At 60.6% G+C, this 15,490-nt stretch carries 15 protein-coding genes and 1 pseudogene; 2 read left to right on the top strand and 14 right to left on the bottom strand.

Features of this window, described 5'->3' with window-relative positions; genetic code table 11:
- The 4 genes and pseudogenes from H8S34_RS15215 to fabZ all read right to left on the bottom strand — a co-directional run.
- A pseudogene (locus H8S34_RS15215) lies at positions 1 to 119 on the bottom strand (electron transfer flavoprotein subunit beta); the annotation flags it as partial.
- A gap of 21 nt (positions 120 to 140) precedes the next feature.
- Complete coding sequence (locus tag H8S34_RS12625; RefSeq protein ID WP_101692071.1) at positions 141 to 1,283, bottom strand: acyl-CoA dehydrogenase; 1,143 nt, start codon at positions 1,281 to 1,283, stop codon at positions 141 to 143.
- A gap of 21 nt (positions 1,284 to 1,304) precedes the next feature.
- Positions 1,305 to 2,789 (bottom strand): 4-hydroxyphenylacetate 3-hydroxylase family protein, encoded by a 1,485-nt coding sequence (locus H8S34_RS12630; protein WP_207724981.1) that lies wholly within the window; start codon positions 2,787 to 2,789, stop codon positions 1,305 to 1,307.
- Positions 2,790 to 2,941: 152 nt separating this feature from the next.
- Positions 2,942 to 3,388 (bottom strand): 3-hydroxyacyl-ACP dehydratase FabZ, encoded by a 447-nt coding sequence (fabZ, locus tag H8S34_RS12635; RefSeq protein ID WP_235964341.1) that lies wholly within the window; start codon positions 3,386 to 3,388, stop codon positions 2,942 to 2,944.
- Between the two features lie 243 nt (positions 3,389 to 3,631).
- On the opposite strand from fabZ, the gene H8S34_RS12640 reads away from it, so the two are divergent.
- Complete coding sequence (locus tag H8S34_RS12640) at positions 3,632 to 4,396, top strand: IclR family transcriptional regulator (RefSeq protein ID WP_186964164.1); 765 nt, start codon at positions 3,632 to 3,634, stop codon at positions 4,394 to 4,396.
- Positions 4,397 to 4,465: 69 nt separating this feature from the next.
- Here the strand turns inward: H8S34_RS12640 and H8S34_RS12645 are convergent, their stop codons facing one another.
- The 4 genes from H8S34_RS12645 to H8S34_RS12660 form a co-directional block, all read right to left on the bottom strand.
- Complete coding sequence (locus H8S34_RS12645) at positions 4,466 to 5,785, bottom strand: L-cysteine desulfidase family protein (RefSeq protein ID WP_186964165.1); 1,320 nt, start codon at positions 5,783 to 5,785, stop codon at positions 4,466 to 4,468.
- Positions 5,786 to 5,994: 209 nt separating this feature from the next.
- Complete coding sequence (gene nifU, locus H8S34_RS12650; RefSeq protein WP_101692075.1) at positions 5,995 to 6,423, bottom strand: Fe-S cluster assembly scaffold protein NifU; 429 nt, start codon at positions 6,421 to 6,423, stop codon at positions 5,995 to 5,997.
- Positions 6,413 to 7,600, bottom strand: a complete 1,188-nt coding sequence (gene nifS, locus H8S34_RS12655; RefSeq protein WP_186964166.1) for a cysteine desulfurase NifS — start codon at positions 7,598 to 7,600, stop codon at positions 6,413 to 6,415. Before nifS ends, nifU begins: the two co-directional genes overlap by 11 nt.
- Positions 7,601 to 7,732: 132 nt before the next feature.
- Positions 7,733 to 8,155: an RrF2 family transcriptional regulator gene (locus tag H8S34_RS12660; protein ID WP_101692077.1), complete on the bottom strand. Its 423-nt coding sequence runs from the start codon at positions 8,153 to 8,155 to the stop codon at positions 7,733 to 7,735.
- 198 nt (positions 8,156 to 8,353) lie between these two features.
- On the opposite strand from H8S34_RS12660, the gene H8S34_RS12665 reads away from it, so the two are divergent.
- Entirely contained in the window at positions 8,354 to 8,956 is a 603-nt protein-coding gene (locus tag H8S34_RS12665) for a cytidylate kinase-like family protein (RefSeq protein ID WP_101692078.1), read from the top strand.
- 65 nt (positions 8,957 to 9,021) lie between these two features.
- Here H8S34_RS12665 and H8S34_RS12670 read toward each other — a convergent pair whose 3' ends face one another.
- The 6 genes from H8S34_RS12670 to H8S34_RS12695 form a co-directional block, all read right to left on the bottom strand.
- Positions 9,022 to 9,231: a hypothetical protein gene (locus H8S34_RS12670; RefSeq protein ID WP_101692079.1), complete on the bottom strand. Its 210-nt coding sequence runs from the start codon at positions 9,229 to 9,231 to the stop codon at positions 9,022 to 9,024.
- An 87-nt stretch (positions 9,232 to 9,318) separates the two neighbouring features.
- Complete coding sequence (locus H8S34_RS12675) at positions 9,319 to 10,506, bottom strand: nucleoside recognition domain-containing protein (RefSeq protein ID WP_186964167.1); 1,188 nt, start codon at positions 10,504 to 10,506, stop codon at positions 9,319 to 9,321.
- Positions 10,507 to 10,561: 55 nt separating this feature from the next.
- Positions 10,562 to 12,547: a sensor histidine kinase gene (locus H8S34_RS12680; RefSeq protein ID WP_186964168.1), complete on the bottom strand. Its 1,986-nt coding sequence runs from the start codon at positions 12,545 to 12,547 to the stop codon at positions 10,562 to 10,564.
- 30 nt (positions 12,548 to 12,577) lie between these two features.
- A complete protein-coding gene (locus H8S34_RS12685) occupies positions 12,578 to 13,249 on the bottom strand; it encodes a response regulator transcription factor (protein ID WP_101692082.1) in 672 nt (223 codons plus the stop codon).
- Between the two features lie 194 nt (positions 13,250 to 13,443).
- Complete coding sequence (locus H8S34_RS12690) at positions 13,444 to 14,175, bottom strand: M23 family metallopeptidase (RefSeq protein WP_101692083.1); 732 nt, start codon at positions 14,173 to 14,175, stop codon at positions 13,444 to 13,446.
- Positions 14,176 to 14,217: 42 nt separating this feature from the next.
- Positions 14,218 to 15,444 carry a YibE/F family protein gene (locus tag H8S34_RS12695; RefSeq protein ID WP_101692084.1) on the bottom strand — a complete coding sequence of 409 codons (1,227 nt, stop codon included), beginning with the start codon at positions 15,442 to 15,444 and terminating at the stop codon, positions 14,218 to 14,220.
- Positions 15,445 to 15,490 lie beyond the last annotated feature (46 nt).

The following is a 15,490-nucleotide window of genomic DNA, read 5'->3' on the forward strand; positions in this document are numbered from 1 at the left end:
TTCATATCATCGGGGTTGGTGATGGTCGCCATGGACGCACGGTCCATGGTGCCGTCCGCCTTCACCGCAACCTTACCGGAGGTATCCGGCACCTGCTTCACACATACGATTGCTTTCATAATTGCTCTGTCCCTCCGTTCTTACTTCAGGCCCATGTGGCTGGCGATCACGATCCGCTGCACCTCGCTGGTGCCCTCGTAGATCTCCGTGATCTTCGCGTCCCGCATCATCCGCTCCATGGGATAGTCCTTCGTGTAGCCGTAGCCGCCGAACATCTGCAGCGCCTTCGTCGTGATCTTCATCGCGTTCTCGGAGGTGAACAGCTTCGCCATCGCAGCCTCGGTGGTGAAGGGCTTGCCAGCCGTCTTCAGGGTCGCAGCCTGGTAGGTCAGCAGACGGCCGGCCTCAATGGCCACCTTCATGTCCGCGAAGGTGAACTGCGTGTTCTGGAACAGCGAGATGGGCTTGCCGAACTGCACGCGGTTCTTCGTGTAGTTGATGGCCTCTTCCACCGCGCCCTCCGCGATGCCCAGTCCCTGGGCCGCGATGCCGATGCGGCCGCCGTCCAGCGTCTGCATGGCGATCTTGAAGCCCTGGCCCTCCTTGCCCAGGAGGTTCTCCTTGGGCACGATGCAGTCGGTGAACACCAGCTCAGCCGTGGGGGAGCCGTGCAGGCCCATCTTCTCCTCGTGCTTGCCCACAGAGTAGCCGGGGAAGCTGCTCTCCACGATGAAGGCGGAGATGCCGCGGGTGCCCTTGCTGGGATCGGTCATGGCGAACACCACCGTCACGTCGGCCACATAGCCGTTGGTGATGAACACCTTGGAGCCGTTGAGCACATAGTGGTCGCCCTCCAGCACCGCAGTCGTGGTGCCCTTGGAGGCGTCGGAGCCAGCGTTGGGCTCGGTCAGCGCGAAGGCGCCCACCTTCCGGCCCTCGGTCAGCATCCGCAGGTACTTCTGCTTCTGAGCCTCGGTGCCGTTGCGCAGGATGGGGTCGCAGCACAGACCGTTGTGGGTGGCCACGATGTCGCCCGTGGAGGCGCACACCTTGCTCAGCTCCTCCACCGCGATGGCCGCGCTCAGGTCGTCCGCGCCAGCGCCGCCGTACTCCTTGGGCACGCACATGCCCATCACGCCGTAACGGAACAGCTTCTCAATGTTTTCACGGGGATACTCGCAGGTACGGTCGGTCTCTGCCGCGATGGGCTTCACTTCGTTCTCCGTGAACTCGCGCACCATCTTCTGGACCAGCGCCTGCTCCTTGCTGAGATTGAACTCCATAATTCGGTTCGCCTCCTACCTTCAGTTCTTGTTGTCGTTATGGATGCCCGCAATGTTCCGGGCCAGCTGCTTCTTGCCCTCCATGTTGCATTGCCGGGAGATCATGATCCGCTGCGCCTGGGGAGAGCCGGCTCCGTGCATGGACTCCGTACGGTAGCCAACCGCCGCCGCGCCCAGGCAGATGTTCTCCAGGAACCGCATCACGCGCTGACGGTCCTCCGTGGACACGCCGGGGCGGCCCTTGAAGAACTTGTTGCAGATCTCGCCGATGGTCTCGCCGTTCCGGCCCACCACCGTGCCGGACTTGAAGTCCGCCTCAGAGGGCATGGTCACCATCAGGCCGCCCGCCACGTCCTCGGCCAGGCGCACGATCTCATAGGGGAAACGGGTCACGTTCTGCTTGCACACGTTGGCCAGCAGCAGGTCGATCTGGTAGTTGCCCGCCTTGGTCTGGAAGCCCTGGCTGGAGCAGGCAATGCCGCAGCAGTACAGGGTCTCGTTCAGGTGGGTCATCTCGATCAGCTTGTCCTTCACGGCGGAGGCCTTCTCCACGCCGTTGTACTCGGCCGCCAGCGCCGTGGCGCCGATCACCACGTCGCCCACGCCCACCTTACAGCCGCCGTAGCTCTGACGGTGATACCCGGCGAACCGCTCCACCATCATGCCGGCAAACTCGTACTCGCCGTTCAGGAAGATATACTCGTTGGGGATGAACACATGGTCCAGAACCACCAGGGCCTCCTGGCCGCCGAAGGCCTTGTTGCCCAGGTCGATGTCCGCGTTCTCCTCCATCTTCCGGGTGTCACAGGACTGACGCCCGTAGATCATGTACATGCCCTCCGCGTCGGTGGGGCACGCAAAGGAGACCGCCCAGTCCTTATCATCCGGACCCATGGAGATGGTCGGCATGAAGATGTGCCAGTGGGAGTTGATGGAACCCGTCTGGTGGCACTTGGCACCGCACACCACGATGCCGTCCGCACGCCGCTCCACCACATGCACGTACATGTCCGGATCCTCCTGGGCGTGGGGCGCCTTGGAACGGTCGCCCTTCGGGTCGGTCATCGCGCCGTCCACCGTCAGGTCGTTGTCCTGCACCATGGTCAGGAACTTCTTGAAGTTCTCGTGGTAGTGAGTACCATGGGCCTCGTCCACCTCATACGTGGTGGAGAACACCGCGTTGAAGCTGTCCATGCCCACGCACCGCTGGAAGCAGCTGGCCGTCTTCTGGCCCAGAAGACGCTGCATCTTCACCTTCTTGATCAGGTCGTCCGTGGACTGATGCAGGTGGGTGAACCGGTTGATCTTCCGCCCGGTCAGGCTGGAGGTGGCGGTCATCAGATCCTCATACTCCGGGTTCTGGGCCAGCGCGTAGGTCATGGCCACGCAGTTGATCGAAGGACGGATCATCGGGTGATCCACCCAGTTCTCGATCTGCTCCCCGAACATGTACACCCGCGTCTTCAGCTTCCGCAGGCTCTCGATGTACTCCTGGGATGTCATCATGCAGATTTCCTCCTTTAAAATATACAGGTCAAAGAGAAGGTATAAAAAGCCAAAAATGGAATCTCATTCCGAATTTGGATCATGGGCGAAATGGAGCGCCTGCACGAGGGGTCTCGGGGACAGGCACTCCATTCCAAGGTTTGCGCAGCGCCTCAGCGCATCGCAATGGTGACTTCAGTCTCCGCCGCCAGCTCTCCAGCGGTGAATACCTGACACCGGCACGTGGCAATTGCCTTTTCCATGCGTTCGCTGAGCAGCTCCGCGTGGATCTCCAGGGTATCGCCGGGGAGGATCTTTTTACGGAACTTCACATTGTTTATGCCAAGAAACAGGGGGGTCTTGCCGGCATAGCAGGGTTTGGTCATCAGGATCAGGTCCGTGGCCTGAGCAGTGGCCTCCACAGTGTAAACACCGGGCAGCACTGGATCGCCTGGGAAATGACCCCGAAATAAATCGCGGGCAGGATCCACCCAGAAGGTAGCAACAATACGCTTGCCGGGCTCCAGCTCACTCACCTCATCAATGAGCAGCATGGGGTCGCGGTGAGGAATAATTTCCATGACCTGTACGTGATCGAGTTTCATCACGTTCTCAGCCATTCTCCACCCTCCTTTTCTGTCATCGGCGCAGCGCCTGGTCTGTTCTCCGCAGAAATCAGGCCGCTTTTCTGACCATTTTTCCTCCAATTCCTTATACCGGAAAAAGATTCCGAAAATCTGTCAGAAAAAGATTCACAAATCAGACGGATTGTGATATGCTAATCATAGACAATTTTCGGGGCTTTGTCAAGTTGAATCCTCGATTTTTATATGTAGAAAATATGGACGAAAGGTCGATGACATATGGCGAAAGAACAGGTTTCCAGTATTCTGCGTGCATTACAGATCCTGGAATGTTTTATGGACGGAGAGACGGAATGGACGCTGAAGGCTCTGGTGGATCATCTGGGGATCCCCACCACCACAGTATTCCGGCAGGTCTCCACGCTGGTTGAGCGGCAATATCTGGAGCAGGATCCGGTACGCAAGAGCTACCGCGTGGGGCCCCGCCTGATCCTGCTCTCCAGCGTGATCCTGGGTCAGTCTGATCTCCGCCGGGTGGCCCGCCCCGAGCTGGAGCAGCTCTCCAACGCGGTGAAGGAGACCATCAATCTCAGCGTGCTTTTGGACCGGGATATCTTCTATCTCGACAAGGTGGAGACCCACCGCTCCATTGTCTGTAATACAAAGATCGGTTCCCGGGTCCCGGCCTATGCTACCAGTGCCGGCAAGATCATTCTGGCCGACCAGAGCGAAACCTATATCGACGATTACTGCGAGTGGCTCAAGCAGTGCGCCCCCCTCACCGAGCGCACCATCATCGATCCCGACCGCCTGCGGGAGGAGCTGGCGCGGGTCCGGATTGAAGGATATGCCATGGACAACGGCGAGATCGAAAGCGGCCTGATCTGCATCGGCGCTCCTATCTATGATCTGAGCCGCCGGGTGATTGCCTCGGTATCGGTCTCCGGGCCGGACTACCGCATGTCGGCCGATCAGGAAGAGATGATCAAAGAGGTCAAGCGCACGGCCGCCAATATCTCCCGTGTGCTGGGCTATCGGGGATAATCCCACTTGCCAAGCTCTCTTTGGTGCAAAAAGAGGACCTGCTTCTGAGAAGCAGGTCCTCTTTCTTGTTCAGCAGTTTCCCGTCTCGACCGCTCCAGACGCGGAGGAGAGGTTGTCCAGCATCAGCTCCACGATCTTCCGGTCGGTCTCCTTCATACCGTCCCGGGCCAATTCGCCCACGTTCCGGATGGTCTGGTCCACGCCCTTGCTGACGATCCCGTCTCCGCCCCAGAACTGGTGGCCCTGCCGGTACATCTGGTAGCCAAGGATACCGCTCTCCACTGCCACGGCGATCTTTCCGGCGCAGGAGGCTTTGGCTCCATCACAGATGACCCCCGAGGTGATCGCCAGGGCGTTGACCATCGTGTGGGCCACCGCGTCATAGCCGCCCCCCTCCAGGTAGGCAATTCCGGCGGCCGAAGCGCTCCCGGCGCTCACCGCTCCGCAGTAGGCCGAGAGCACACCGATGTAGGCCTTCTGGTGGATGGCCAGCAGATTGGAGACCGCCAGCGCCCGGTACATCCGCTCCTCGTCGTACCCCTTCTCCCGGGCCCAGACCACCACGGGCACCGAGGCGGTGATCCCCTGGTTCCCGCTGCCGGAATTGATAACCACCGGTAGCTCGCACCCACTCATACGGGCGTCCGATCCCGCGGCCGCCATGGACTTCACCTTGTTTTTGAGGCTTCCGCCGTCCTCCAGCAGGGTACGCCCGATGCCGGCGCCGTACTCGTGCTCCATTCCCTCCTGGGCAATGGCCATGTTATAGGACACCTGGCGCTCCAGGACGCTCCGCACATCCTCCACGTCCAGGCAATCGGCAAATTCCACAATGCGCTCCACGCTGAGCAGACCGCGGTCCGCCTTATCTGCCGGCGTATCCTGCGTTTCCCCCTGCTCTGCCCGGGGCAGCTCCTTCCCGTTACGCTGAAGGGAGACAATGTTGGTGTGTCGGTCGGTGATCCGGATGAGAGCCGTATCATCTCCTGCCCACGCGGTGAGCTCCATGTCCAGTACCGACGGGCTCTCCAGCCGCTCCACCTGGATGGGCACCTCCCGCAGGAAGGCCCGAATGGCCTCCCGCCCTGCCTCATCCACCGTGGAGATGACCTCCAGCTCCCGCTCGGCCGCGCCCGCCGCCGCACCTGCCGCCACCGATGTCTCGATCCCCCGGAGGCCGCCGGTATTGGGCACGATGACGCTCTTCACATTCTTCATCAGATTGCCGCTCAGCGCCACTTTCATCCGCTCCGGCCGCTTTCCCAGCGCCTCCCGTACTTTGGCTGCTGCGTAGGCCAGGGCAATGGGCTCGGTGCACCCCATCGCGGGCTGGAGCTCCTCCTCCAAAATGCGGACAAAATTCTGGTAGAGCGAATCCTTGCGCTGCATACTCCATGTCCTCCTTCTGTAAAATCTCAACCGGGAAGTTCCCTATTCCAGTTCAGTATAGCACACACCCGGTCCCTCCGCCAATCCCGAATGCAGAAAAGCCATCAGGCCCGGCAGATACCGGGCCTGATGGCTTTTGAGTTAAAGAGAGAGAGTTGGAATATATCTGCACTCCGCCGCAGGAGGGCGGAGGCATATGTGGGGTTGTATCAGCCGTGGCAGCAGGGGCACTCGGGCGCCGGGGCCAGATCCTTCTCATCGTAGCAGATGCCGTTGCGGTCGTAGTAGTCCTTGACCGCGGCCTTGATGGCCTCCTCTGCCAGGACGGAACAGTGGATCTTCTGGGTGGGCAGTCCATCCAGAGCCTCCACCACCGCCTGGTTGGTGAGCTTCACCGCCTCTGTAATGGGCTTTCCCTTCACCAGCTCCGTGGCCATAGAGCTCGTGGCAATGGCGGAGCCGCAGCCGAAGGTGTTGAACTTCACATCGGTGATGATCCCGTCCTCCACCTTGATATACATCTTCATGATGTCGCCGCACTTGGCGTTGCCGACTTCTCCGATCCCGTCGGCGTTTTCCATCTTGCCCAGGTTCCGGGGATTCTGGAAATGATCCATCACCTTTTCACTATATAACATGTGTTTTCACTCCTTTTTCCAGGTCCTCCCACACGGGAGAGATGTCGCGCAGATAGGAAACCACCTCGGGGACGACCTTGAGAATGTGGTCCATCTCCTCCATGGTGTTATACTCAGACAGGGACAGGCGCAGGGAGCCGTGGGCCACCTCATGGGGCAGTCCCAGGGCCAGCAGCACGTGGCTGGGATCCAGAGAGCCCGAAGTGCAGGCCGATCCGGAGGATGCGGCCACCCCCTTGGCATCCAGCAGGAGGAGCAGGCTCTCCCCCTCGATGCCCTCAAAGCAGAAGCTCACATTGCCGGGAAGACGGTGCTCCCGGTCTCCGTTGAGCCGGGCGTGGGGGATCTGCGAGAGCCCGTCAATGAGCTTGTCCCGCAGGGCGGTGATGTGGGGAGCATTGCGCTCCAGATTGGCATTGGCCTCTTCCAGCGCGGCGGCCAGTCCCGCGATCCCGGCCAGGTTCTCGGTACCAGCCCGGCGGTTGCGCTCCTGTGCGCCGCCCTCAATAAAGGGCAGCAGCGGAAGTCCCTTCCGGCAGTAGAGGGCACCCACACCCTTGGGCCCGTGGAACTTGTGGGCGGAAAGGGATAGCATATCGATCTGGTCCCGCTCCACGTCGATGGCAAGGTGTCCCACCGCCTGGACCGCGTCGGTATGGAAGGGAATCCCCTTCTCCCGGCACAGCGCGCCGATCTCGGCAATGGGCTGGATGGTGCCCACCTCATTGTTGGCGTACATGATGGTGACCAGCGCAGTATCCTCCCGGATCGCGGCGGCTACATCCTCCACCTTGACCAGACCCTGGCTCCCCACACCCAGCAGAGTGACCTCAAAGCCCTCCCGCTCCAGCTTTTTGAGGGTGTGGAGGACGGCATGGTGCTCAAAGGCGGTGGAGATGATGTGGCGCTTGCCCTTCCGGGCGCCTACCAGCGCGGCGGAGCGGATGGCCTGGTTGTCGGCCTCGCTTCCACCGGAGGTGAAGTAGATCTCCTCCGGCTTTGCACCCAGGCAGGATGCTACTTTGGCCCGGGCGGCCTCCAGTGCTTCGGCGGCCCGCTGGCCCACACTGTGCAGGCTGGAGGGATTGCCGTAAAGCATATCATAATAGGGCTCCATAGCCCGAATCGCCGTTTTGCTCATGGCAGTTGTGGCGGCATTGTCTGCATATACGTACACGAAAAGACCTCCTGTTCGGCTGTCATTTTTCTTTTTTCTTTAATTCCTATTGGTTTAATATGATTATAATAGAAACCGCTCTTTTTGTCAAGCGCAAAACGCGGACTTCTGTCAAAATTTACAGTACCTCTGTCATTCTCCCGTCTTGGGGAGCAGATCCTGCAAGGTCTTACGGTCCAGAAAGTCATTGATCGTATCGTAGAATTCCGTCCAGAAGGCCCGGGCCGGACAGTCTCCATGGGCCTGGTGCCGCTGGCACAGATCGGGTCCCAGTTCCAGACAGACCGTGGGGGCCAGCTTTCCCTCGGTCGCCCGCAGGATGTCCCCAACGGTATATTCCCAGGGCTCCCGTACCAAACGGTATCCCCCGCTTTTCCCCCGGACGCTCTGAAGGAAGCCCGCCCGGCTCAGCAGAGAGATGATCTGCTCCAGATATTTGACGGTAATATCCTGGCGCTCCGCGATCTCATGGAGCGGGATCAGCCCCTCATCCCGATGGACGGCCAGATCGATCATGACCCGCAGGGCATAGCGCCCCTTGGTGGAAATTTTCAATGCTGCTCACCTCGTTTTATTTTGATTATACGATAGAAATAGTAGGAATTCAAGAGGGTACTCGGTTTCTCCCCTCCAAAACCGCCTTTCAAAGTACAGAAATCCGTTGACAGGGTTTCCGAATCGACCTAAAATATAAGAAAGGGGGAACGATTTCCCCGGTTCCAATCACCCACTGCCGGAAAGGAGGTCCCGAGTATGGAACATACCGTTATCTGTCTGAGCCGTCAGTTCGGGAGCGGCGGACGTGAAATCGGCCGCCGTCTTGCCCAGCGTCTGGGCATCGCATTTTATGACCGTGAGCTCATCGAGTTGGCCGCCGCCCGCGGCCAGATCCGGGTATCCCGGCTGGAGGACGCCGATGAGCGCAAGAGCAGTCCCTGGCTCTTCGAGAGCCTCTATGAGGGCAACGGCGCGGTCAACCGGGGCTCCTCCCCCAACGATACGCTCTTCTGGCTTCAGAGTGAGGTCATCCGGGAGAAGGCCCGCACGGAGGACTGCCTTCTGGTGGGCCGGTGTGCCGACTATGTGCTGACGCAGGCCGGCATTCCCCACAAGAGCGTCTATATCTGCGCCCCCTGGGAGGAGCGGGTCCGCCGGGTGAGTGCCCTGGAGCAGATTGACGAAAAATCCGCTGCGGCACTGGTCCGTAAAACCGACAAACAGCGCAAGTCCTACTCGGAGTATTATACCGGAGGCACCTGGGGCGACCCGGAGAGCTATGACCTGTGCCTCAACAGCGCCCAGCTGACCACGGAAGAGATCGTGGAGCTGCTGGCCTATTTCTGCAAAGCCAAATAGACGATGCATGCCGCACCGCCGATGATACGAAAGAGGGCAGACCATATGGTCTGCCCTCTTGCTGTTTACAGACTGAAATCCTCGTCGTCCAGACGGCTCAGGTCCAGCACGGCCGGACGGGGCGGGACCCGCTTGAGCGGATCATACTGGAACGACCGGCAGTGTCCTCCCGCTTCCACCACGCCTTTCTTTTTACAGAGGATGGTATGTTCCTCCAATTGGGTCCCACGGGCGCAGTAGGCGCAGCGGGGCTCGATCTCTTTTTTGAATAGCATGGTGTGACCTCACTTCCGTCTCTTGTACACAGTGTTCTCGCACAGTCCATCCTGCGGCAAATGCCTTTCCATGGACTTATTAGGATATTATAGCACGCTTTCCCCGGTGTGAACAGGTTTTTTTCGCGTCTTTCCGGCACCCAGAAGGAGCAGAAGCAAAAAAATTCCTCCCGCCGTCCCGAAGGAGCACATCCAGAGGCTTCCCGGCTCCACGGAGAGGAGAAACGCTCCCCCTCCGGTCACCGCGCTCCAGGCGGGCTGCTCCATCGGCAGCAACGATACCGCCGCCGCGGTCAGGCCCGCCGCACACAGGGCATGCAGCCCTTTTCCCAGCAGATAGGTGCGGGTGGAAAGGCCGCTCCCGCCCAACAGGGAGAGGACCTGACAGTGGACCGACAGCCCGGCCCACCCCAGGATCAGGGAGGCCATCACCATCCGCGGCCCCGCCGCTCCCCCGCCCGAGAGGGTCCACACGCCGGAGGAGATCTCCAGTGCCCCGGTCAGGAGACGCTGGGCCCACACCCCGTCCATCCCCAGGGACCCCAGCAGCACACGGAGGAGCCATCCCGCTCCGGTGAGTACCCCCGTCACAGTGAGCAGACGCAAAATCACATTGAAGCACACCACAAAGGCGCAGATATTCAGCATTGCCTGGAGGGATTGCTTGACCGATTCCGTAAAGGCGGCCGTGAGGTGTCTGGCCTGAAAGACCGGCCGCCGTCCCGCATGCCCTCCCCTTTGGTCCGCCCGGCCGCACACCAGCCGGAAGGCCGCCCCCACGCACAGCGCGGAGAGGATGTGCAGCCCATAGAGGAGCAGTCCCACCCGGGCACTGGAAAAGATCCCCGCCCCCACTACCCCCAGTACAAAGGCCGGGCCGGAGTTGTTGCAGAAGGCCAGCAGCCGCTCCGCCTCCCGGCGGGTACAGAGCCCGTTCTCGTAGAGACCCAGCGCCGTCTTAGCTCCCACCGGGTATCCGCCAATCAGCCCCAGGGCCACAGCAGAGGCACAGGCGCCGTTCAGGCCGAAGAGCGGCCCCATGACCGGCTCCAGCGCCCGCCCCAGCTGACCGGCCAGTCCCAGCTCCACCACCAGAGAAGAGAGGATGAAAAAAGGAAACAGCGAGGGGATAATGACCTCCCCGCACAGCGCCAGTCCGCTGCGCGCCCCCTCCATGGCCTGGGCAGGACAGGCCATCAGCGCCGCCGCCGCACACAATAGGCCAACCGCTGTTCCCACGTCCCGGCCCCATCCCCGCTCCGGTCTATGCGCCATACGCATCACCTCCACGGGCCTATCCTATGTGTGTCTGTCCTCTCCTATGCCGCCCTCACAGAGTAAAGCGAAATTCCACTCCCCAGTCGGTATTCCGCACCGAGCAGCGGCCCCCGTGCAGTTCCACGATGCTCTTTGCGATGGCCAGTCCCAGCCCTGTTCCGCCGCCGGAGCGGGCCTCATCCACCCGGTAGAAGGTGTCCCAGATCCGCTCCAGCGCCTCTTCCGGCAAAGGTGCGCTCTCATTTGCAATGGAGAAGGAGACCGTATCCCGCCCATTCTGGATGCACACCATGATACGCCCGCCCTCGGGGGTGTATTTGACGGCGTTTGAGGCAAAGTTCTCAATCACCTGGGCAATGCGCCCCTCATCCGCTGTGATTGTAAAGGGCGGCGGAAACTGGTACTCGATCTGAAGATTCCTGGCCTGCGCCGTCCGCTCCAATTTTTCAAAGACCGCCCGGGTCAGGTCGATGAGGGAGAACTCATCCCGGGAGAGCTTCACCTTGCCCGCCTCCAGCCGGGAGAGGTCCAGCATCTCCAGCACCAAAGCGTCGGTGCGCTCGGCCTCGGCCAGAATGACGTCGACGTATTTCTCCCGCTTCTCCTCCGCAATATGCTCCTTCAGCCCCTCTGCGTAGCTGTGGATGACGGCAAGGGGGGTTTTCAGCTCGTGGGCGATGTTGGAGGTCATCTGGCGGCGGTTCTGCTCCGCTGCCTTGGCATATTCCAGCGCAGTGGTCAGGCGGTTGATCTCATTTATACGGATATGCCGCCAGTCCTGTTCGGCGTCAAAGGCCTTTGCCAGTCCTTCCGCCTCTCCCCACAGCGCCGGGACATGGTCAGGCCGGTAGACCTTCTTCCACTGATCTCCCATGGCCTGCACGATCTCAGCCACCGGCTGTACCAGACGCTTTTTGATCTGACTCCGGACGATCAGCAGCAGTACCAACGCCAATGCGAAGGTAACGAGATATACATTGCGCAGCTCCCGGAAGGCCGTGCGCCACGGCGAACAATAGATGATGCTGACCGTATAGAAGCGAAGCTGCGGGGCCCCCTCTTCATAGGATTCCTCCCCATAAAAATAGGGCGAGTAGTGGGTCTGCCCATCGAAATCCGTGCAGTAATTTACACTGGGGATCAACAGATCCATCCCCTCATACCGGGTCAAATCCTGTAACCCGTCTGCCAGTTTTGGGCCCAGCTCCGCAGTAAGTGCGCTCACATTTTCGTAAGTGCTGCCCCCATAGGAAAAAGCCGGTGCAGGCTGATTATAACAGACATCAAACCAGTCGGAATAGAGTGTGACCCTTTCGCCATCCGGCGCCGTGGCCTCCGGATCTTCATAGATCGTGATCCAGGTAAGGGCGTTGTCCTCTACCACACCGGGAACCGTATACTCTCCGCTCCCTCTGGAGAAGAGCGCCTCCTGAAAGGCATCCCAGTCAATACATTCGATTTTACAGGGCGTGAGATCCACACCATCAAAGGTGCCGGTAAACCGCATCGCACTGGCGTCAAAGGTCAGCGAGCTGTCCGCAACTATTGCCCGGCCCGCTTCGGTCATCTTTTCCCGGTCAAAAAGTGCCCGTGCGTGATTTCCGGAGCGCTCCTCCCGGTTTTGCCACTGCTCCTCGGTCAGATATTCAAAGTAAAAATAGTTTCTCCAGCTGCATTCGAGCAGCTTTCCCTCCGGGTCATAGATTGCCGCCGCGGAATAGACCTCGTCACGATCCAGCCGCGGAAGAAAACCACCGCCTTCTCTTGTCTCCATATTTATGTTGTGAAAAGAACCTGCCGAACTTCCGCTGTCCACCGCTTCCCACATCCGGTTCCGATCGTAGTTTTCATAGATTTCCGAAAACTCCCGGCCCAGCCACCTTTGCAAACTCCGTGTCGAAAGGACTGACGCAAAATCGTGATATTCCGTCAGATATCGTGCGGCGGCATACTCCGCCGCGATGGATGTGACACAGTACATGGATACCAGCCATGTACCCAGCACAGCAATGGCTAGGAGCCGTGTGATTGCCGTCATGGAACGCACTCGGTTGCGTCTTCTCATCCCTCACCCCTCCAGTCGGTACCCCGCCTTGATGACCGTCTTGATGCAGGCGGCCTGCTCTCCCAGCTTTTCCCGCAGGCGCTTGATCTGGGTGTCAACCGCCCGGGATTCCCCCTCGTAGTCATATCCCCAGCATTTGACCAGAAGCTGTTCCCGGCTCAGGACCATGTTTTTGTGCTCCATGAGGCAGCGCAGCAGGGCAAATTCCTTGGGCGTCAGCACTACCTCCCGTCCGGCCGCAAAGACCTTTTGGGCGGCAAGCTCCATCGTGATTCCCCCCGCCTCCATCCGGTCCCCGGCGAGCACATTCCTCCGGTTGCGCCGGATGAGGGCCATGGTCTTGGCATAGAGGACCGACAGGGTAAAAGGCTTTGTCACATAGTCGTCGGCCCCCAGCTCATACCCCAGCAGCTTGTCCTCCTCATCGGACAGCGCAGTGAGAAACAGGATGGGGACATCATTGCTCCGGCGCACCGCCCGGCACACCGAGAGTCCGTCCAGCCCCGGCATCATGATGTCCAGCAATACCGCGTCAAAGGCCTCCTCTTCCAGCCGCTCCAGGGCCTCCAATCCGCCGCCGGCCTCCACCGGGCGCTCTCCCTTGCTGAGGAAATAGTCGCACAGCACCTCCCGCAGCTTGGCCTCGTCCTCTACGATCAGGATCTTACAGTCCATACTCCACGCCCCCTTTTCTCCTGGAGTATAACAGAAGAATTTGTATTCTCTGTGTCACCGCTTTTATAAACCTTCCTTTGATTTTATCATACACGATGGCCCTCTCTGCCGCAATTCTCCCCCATACAAAAATCCAGCCCCGGAGTCCTCGGACTCCGGGGCTGGATTGCGCTCTGATTCGTTCTCTCCCTTACTCAGGAGGCGGGCAGGTACTCGCCGGGGTCCAGCGGGGCATCCCCCTGCCACAGGGCAAAGTGGAGATGGGGGGCCAGCGCACTTTCGGCGATAGCACTCTCTCCCACACTGCCCAGGGGATCGCCCGCCTGTACGGTGGCTCCCTCGGTGACGGCGGTCTCTTCCGCCAGATTGGCGTATACGCTTCGCAGCCCATCCGCGTGCTCCACGGTGACGGTGGTCCCCATCAGGTCATCCAGATGGACCGATACCACCGTTCCTGCGGCGGTGGCACACACCGTGCTCCCCACCGGGGCGGCCAGATCCACCCCCTCGTGGGTGCGCCAGTCTCCCATCGTCTGATCATAGACCAGGGTCTCCACACTGTACGGGTGGATGGTCTCCCCCTCCACCGGCCAGACAAAGGCGGTGGATGTCTCCGTCTCTTTCTGCGCGGCAGAGGGCGCAGGTGTCCGGGTGGGTGCCGGTGTGGCGCTGGGTCTGGCCGTGGACTGCGGAGAAGGCCGGGTGCTCACTGCCGGTTTTTGGGGCGAGAGCGAGTGCTCCGCCGGGGGCGGCGTGACGGTGACCTGGACCTTTCCGGCCACTTCCAGCTCCTGGCTGGGAGTATCCAGATTGGCAAGAAGATAATAGCCCGAGATTCCAATTGCGGCGACGCACAGGAACAGGACTATGTAGAAGCCCTTTCCCGCCATAAAATCGCCGATGCGGTCTTTCCATGGTTCTTTCATGTTTAGCACCTCCGAGCCTATTGTGGCCCGGGGCGCTGGCGTTTATACCCGTCTTTTCAAAAGATTCCCACTCTTTTTCTCCGCGTCTCCGCTGCCCCGCATGATCCGGGCACTGAAGAGGGCCACCAGCGGCACGGTGAGCAGGATTCCCACGGAACCCGCCACACTCTGGATGAGCTCCACCGCCATACTGTCACTGTTGAGGATCTGGATGAGTGGATAGCCGTAGACCTGGAACAGCAGCAGCGTGTTCAGCGACGCCCCGGCGAAGGCAAGGATCAGGGTGTTGGCCATGGTCCCCATGGCGTCCCGCCCGATGTTCATACCGGAGCGGAAGAGCCGCCCGGACGAGATCTTCGGGTCCACCTCCCGCAGCTCCCAGCAGGCCGAGGAGATGGACATGGCCACATCCATGACCGCCCCCAGTGCGGCGATGAGGATCCCGCTGATCAGAAGACCCCGGATCTCCAAATCGGCATCATAGGCCCGCAGCACCAGATCCTCCGCCTCGGCCATGTTGAACCCGCCGATGGGCGTGATCTTCCCCACCGCCCAGGCAAACAGCCCTGCGGCGGCCACGCCGCATACACATCCCAGGGCGGCGCACAGAGTCTTGCGGGAGCACCCCGTCAGCATCAGCAGCGAGGCCACCGCCGTGAGGGCACACACCGCCACCGCACAGGGGATGGAGGGCAGCCCCCGTAAAATGGCGGGGATGAGCAGAAACCAGATCCCTGCCAGCGTATAGGCAAGCCCCAGCAGGGCCATGAGCCCCTTTTTTCCGCCCAGCAGCAGGAGGAGCAGGGCGAACACCCCCACCATTCCCAGCAGCACGATCCCCCGGTCGTAGTTGGGGACCGACACGATATAGGGCTCTCCCGCATCGTCATAGTCCAGCCGGACAATGACCCTTGTCCCCACGGAGCAGTCCACATTGGCATAGGCGCCGAGGTAGTTGGGGGTCTCCAGGATTCTGCCCCGATAGGGACCGCTGAGCAGCTCCACCTCCAGCAGCTGGGCACCCAGTCTCAGCCCTTCGCTCCAGGGCTCTGGCTTGGCGTCGTCCGCCAGGATATCGGTGACCCGAGCCACGGCAAACTGGCGCTTCTGCGCGGCGGTGAGTTCCCCGTCCGCCGGTCGGAGCAGAATGGCTCCGACCACCAGCAGCAGGAACAGCCCCGCTCCCATGGCCAGTCCGGCCAGACGCCGAGGCGAGCATAGGCCCTCTTTGAGGCGGGAAAGAGATGGAGATGGTTTACAGCGGCCCATAGCGGTCATCCTCTCTGGTAAAAGTCAGCGGGCGCCGCCCGCACCC

Origin of the sequence: Pseudoflavonifractor hominis (genome assembly GCF_014288125.1) — a bacterium.
In the GTDB taxonomy this organism is placed as follows: Bacteria; Bacillota; Clostridia; order Oscillospirales; family Oscillospiraceae; genus Pseudoflavonifractor_A; species Pseudoflavonifractor_A gallinarum.

What these genes read in the sequence shown, in the direction of transcription:
- H8S34_RS12625 (WP_101692071.1), bottom strand. Translation starts at nt 1,283, where the DNA reads ATGGAGTTCAATCTCAGCAAGGAGCAGGCGCTGGTCCAGAAGATGGTG.
- H8S34_RS12630 (WP_207724981.1), bottom strand. Translation starts at nt 2,789, where the DNA reads ATGATGACATCCCAGGAGTACATCGAGAGCCTGCGGAAGCTGAAGACG.
- fabZ (WP_235964341.1), bottom strand. Translation starts at nt 3,388, where the DNA reads ATGGCTGAGAACGTGATGAAACTCGATCACGTACAGGTCATGGAAATT.
- H8S34_RS12640 (WP_186964164.1), top strand. Translation starts at nt 3,632, where the DNA reads ATGGCGAAAGAACAGGTTTCCAGTATTCTGCGTGCATTACAGATCCTG.
- H8S34_RS12645 (WP_186964165.1), bottom strand. Translation starts at nt 5,785, where the DNA reads ATGCAGCGCAAGGATTCGCTCTACCAGAATTTTGTCCGCATTTTGGAG.
- nifU (WP_101692075.1), bottom strand. Translation starts at nt 6,423, where the DNA reads ATGTTATATAGTGAAAAGGTGATGGATCATTTCCAGAATCCCCGGAAC.
- H8S34_RS12665 (WP_101692078.1), top strand. Translation starts at nt 8,354, where the DNA reads ATGGAACATACCGTTATCTGTCTGAGCCGTCAGTTCGGGAGCGGCGGA.
- H8S34_RS12670 (WP_101692079.1), bottom strand. Translation starts at nt 9,231, where the DNA reads ATGCTATTCAAAAAAGAGATCGAGCCCCGCTGCGCCTACTGCGCCCGT.
- H8S34_RS12675 (WP_186964167.1), bottom strand. Translation starts at nt 10,506, where the DNA reads ATGGCGCATAGACCGGAGCGGGGATGGGGCCGGGACGTGGGAACAGCG.
- H8S34_RS12680 (WP_186964168.1), bottom strand. Translation starts at nt 12,547, where the DNA reads ATGACGGCAATCACACGGCTCCTAGCCATTGCTGTGCTGGGTACATGG.
- H8S34_RS12685 (WP_101692082.1), bottom strand. Translation starts at nt 13,249, where the DNA reads ATGGACTGTAAGATCCTGATCGTAGAGGACGAGGCCAAGCTGCGGGAG.
- H8S34_RS12690 (WP_101692083.1), bottom strand. Translation starts at nt 14,175, where the DNA reads ATGAAAGAACCATGGAAAGACCGCATCGGCGATTTTATGGCGGGAAAG.
- H8S34_RS12695 (WP_101692084.1), bottom strand. Translation starts at nt 15,444, where the DNA reads ATGGGCCGCTGTAAACCATCTCCATCTCTTTCCCGCCTCAAAGAGGGC.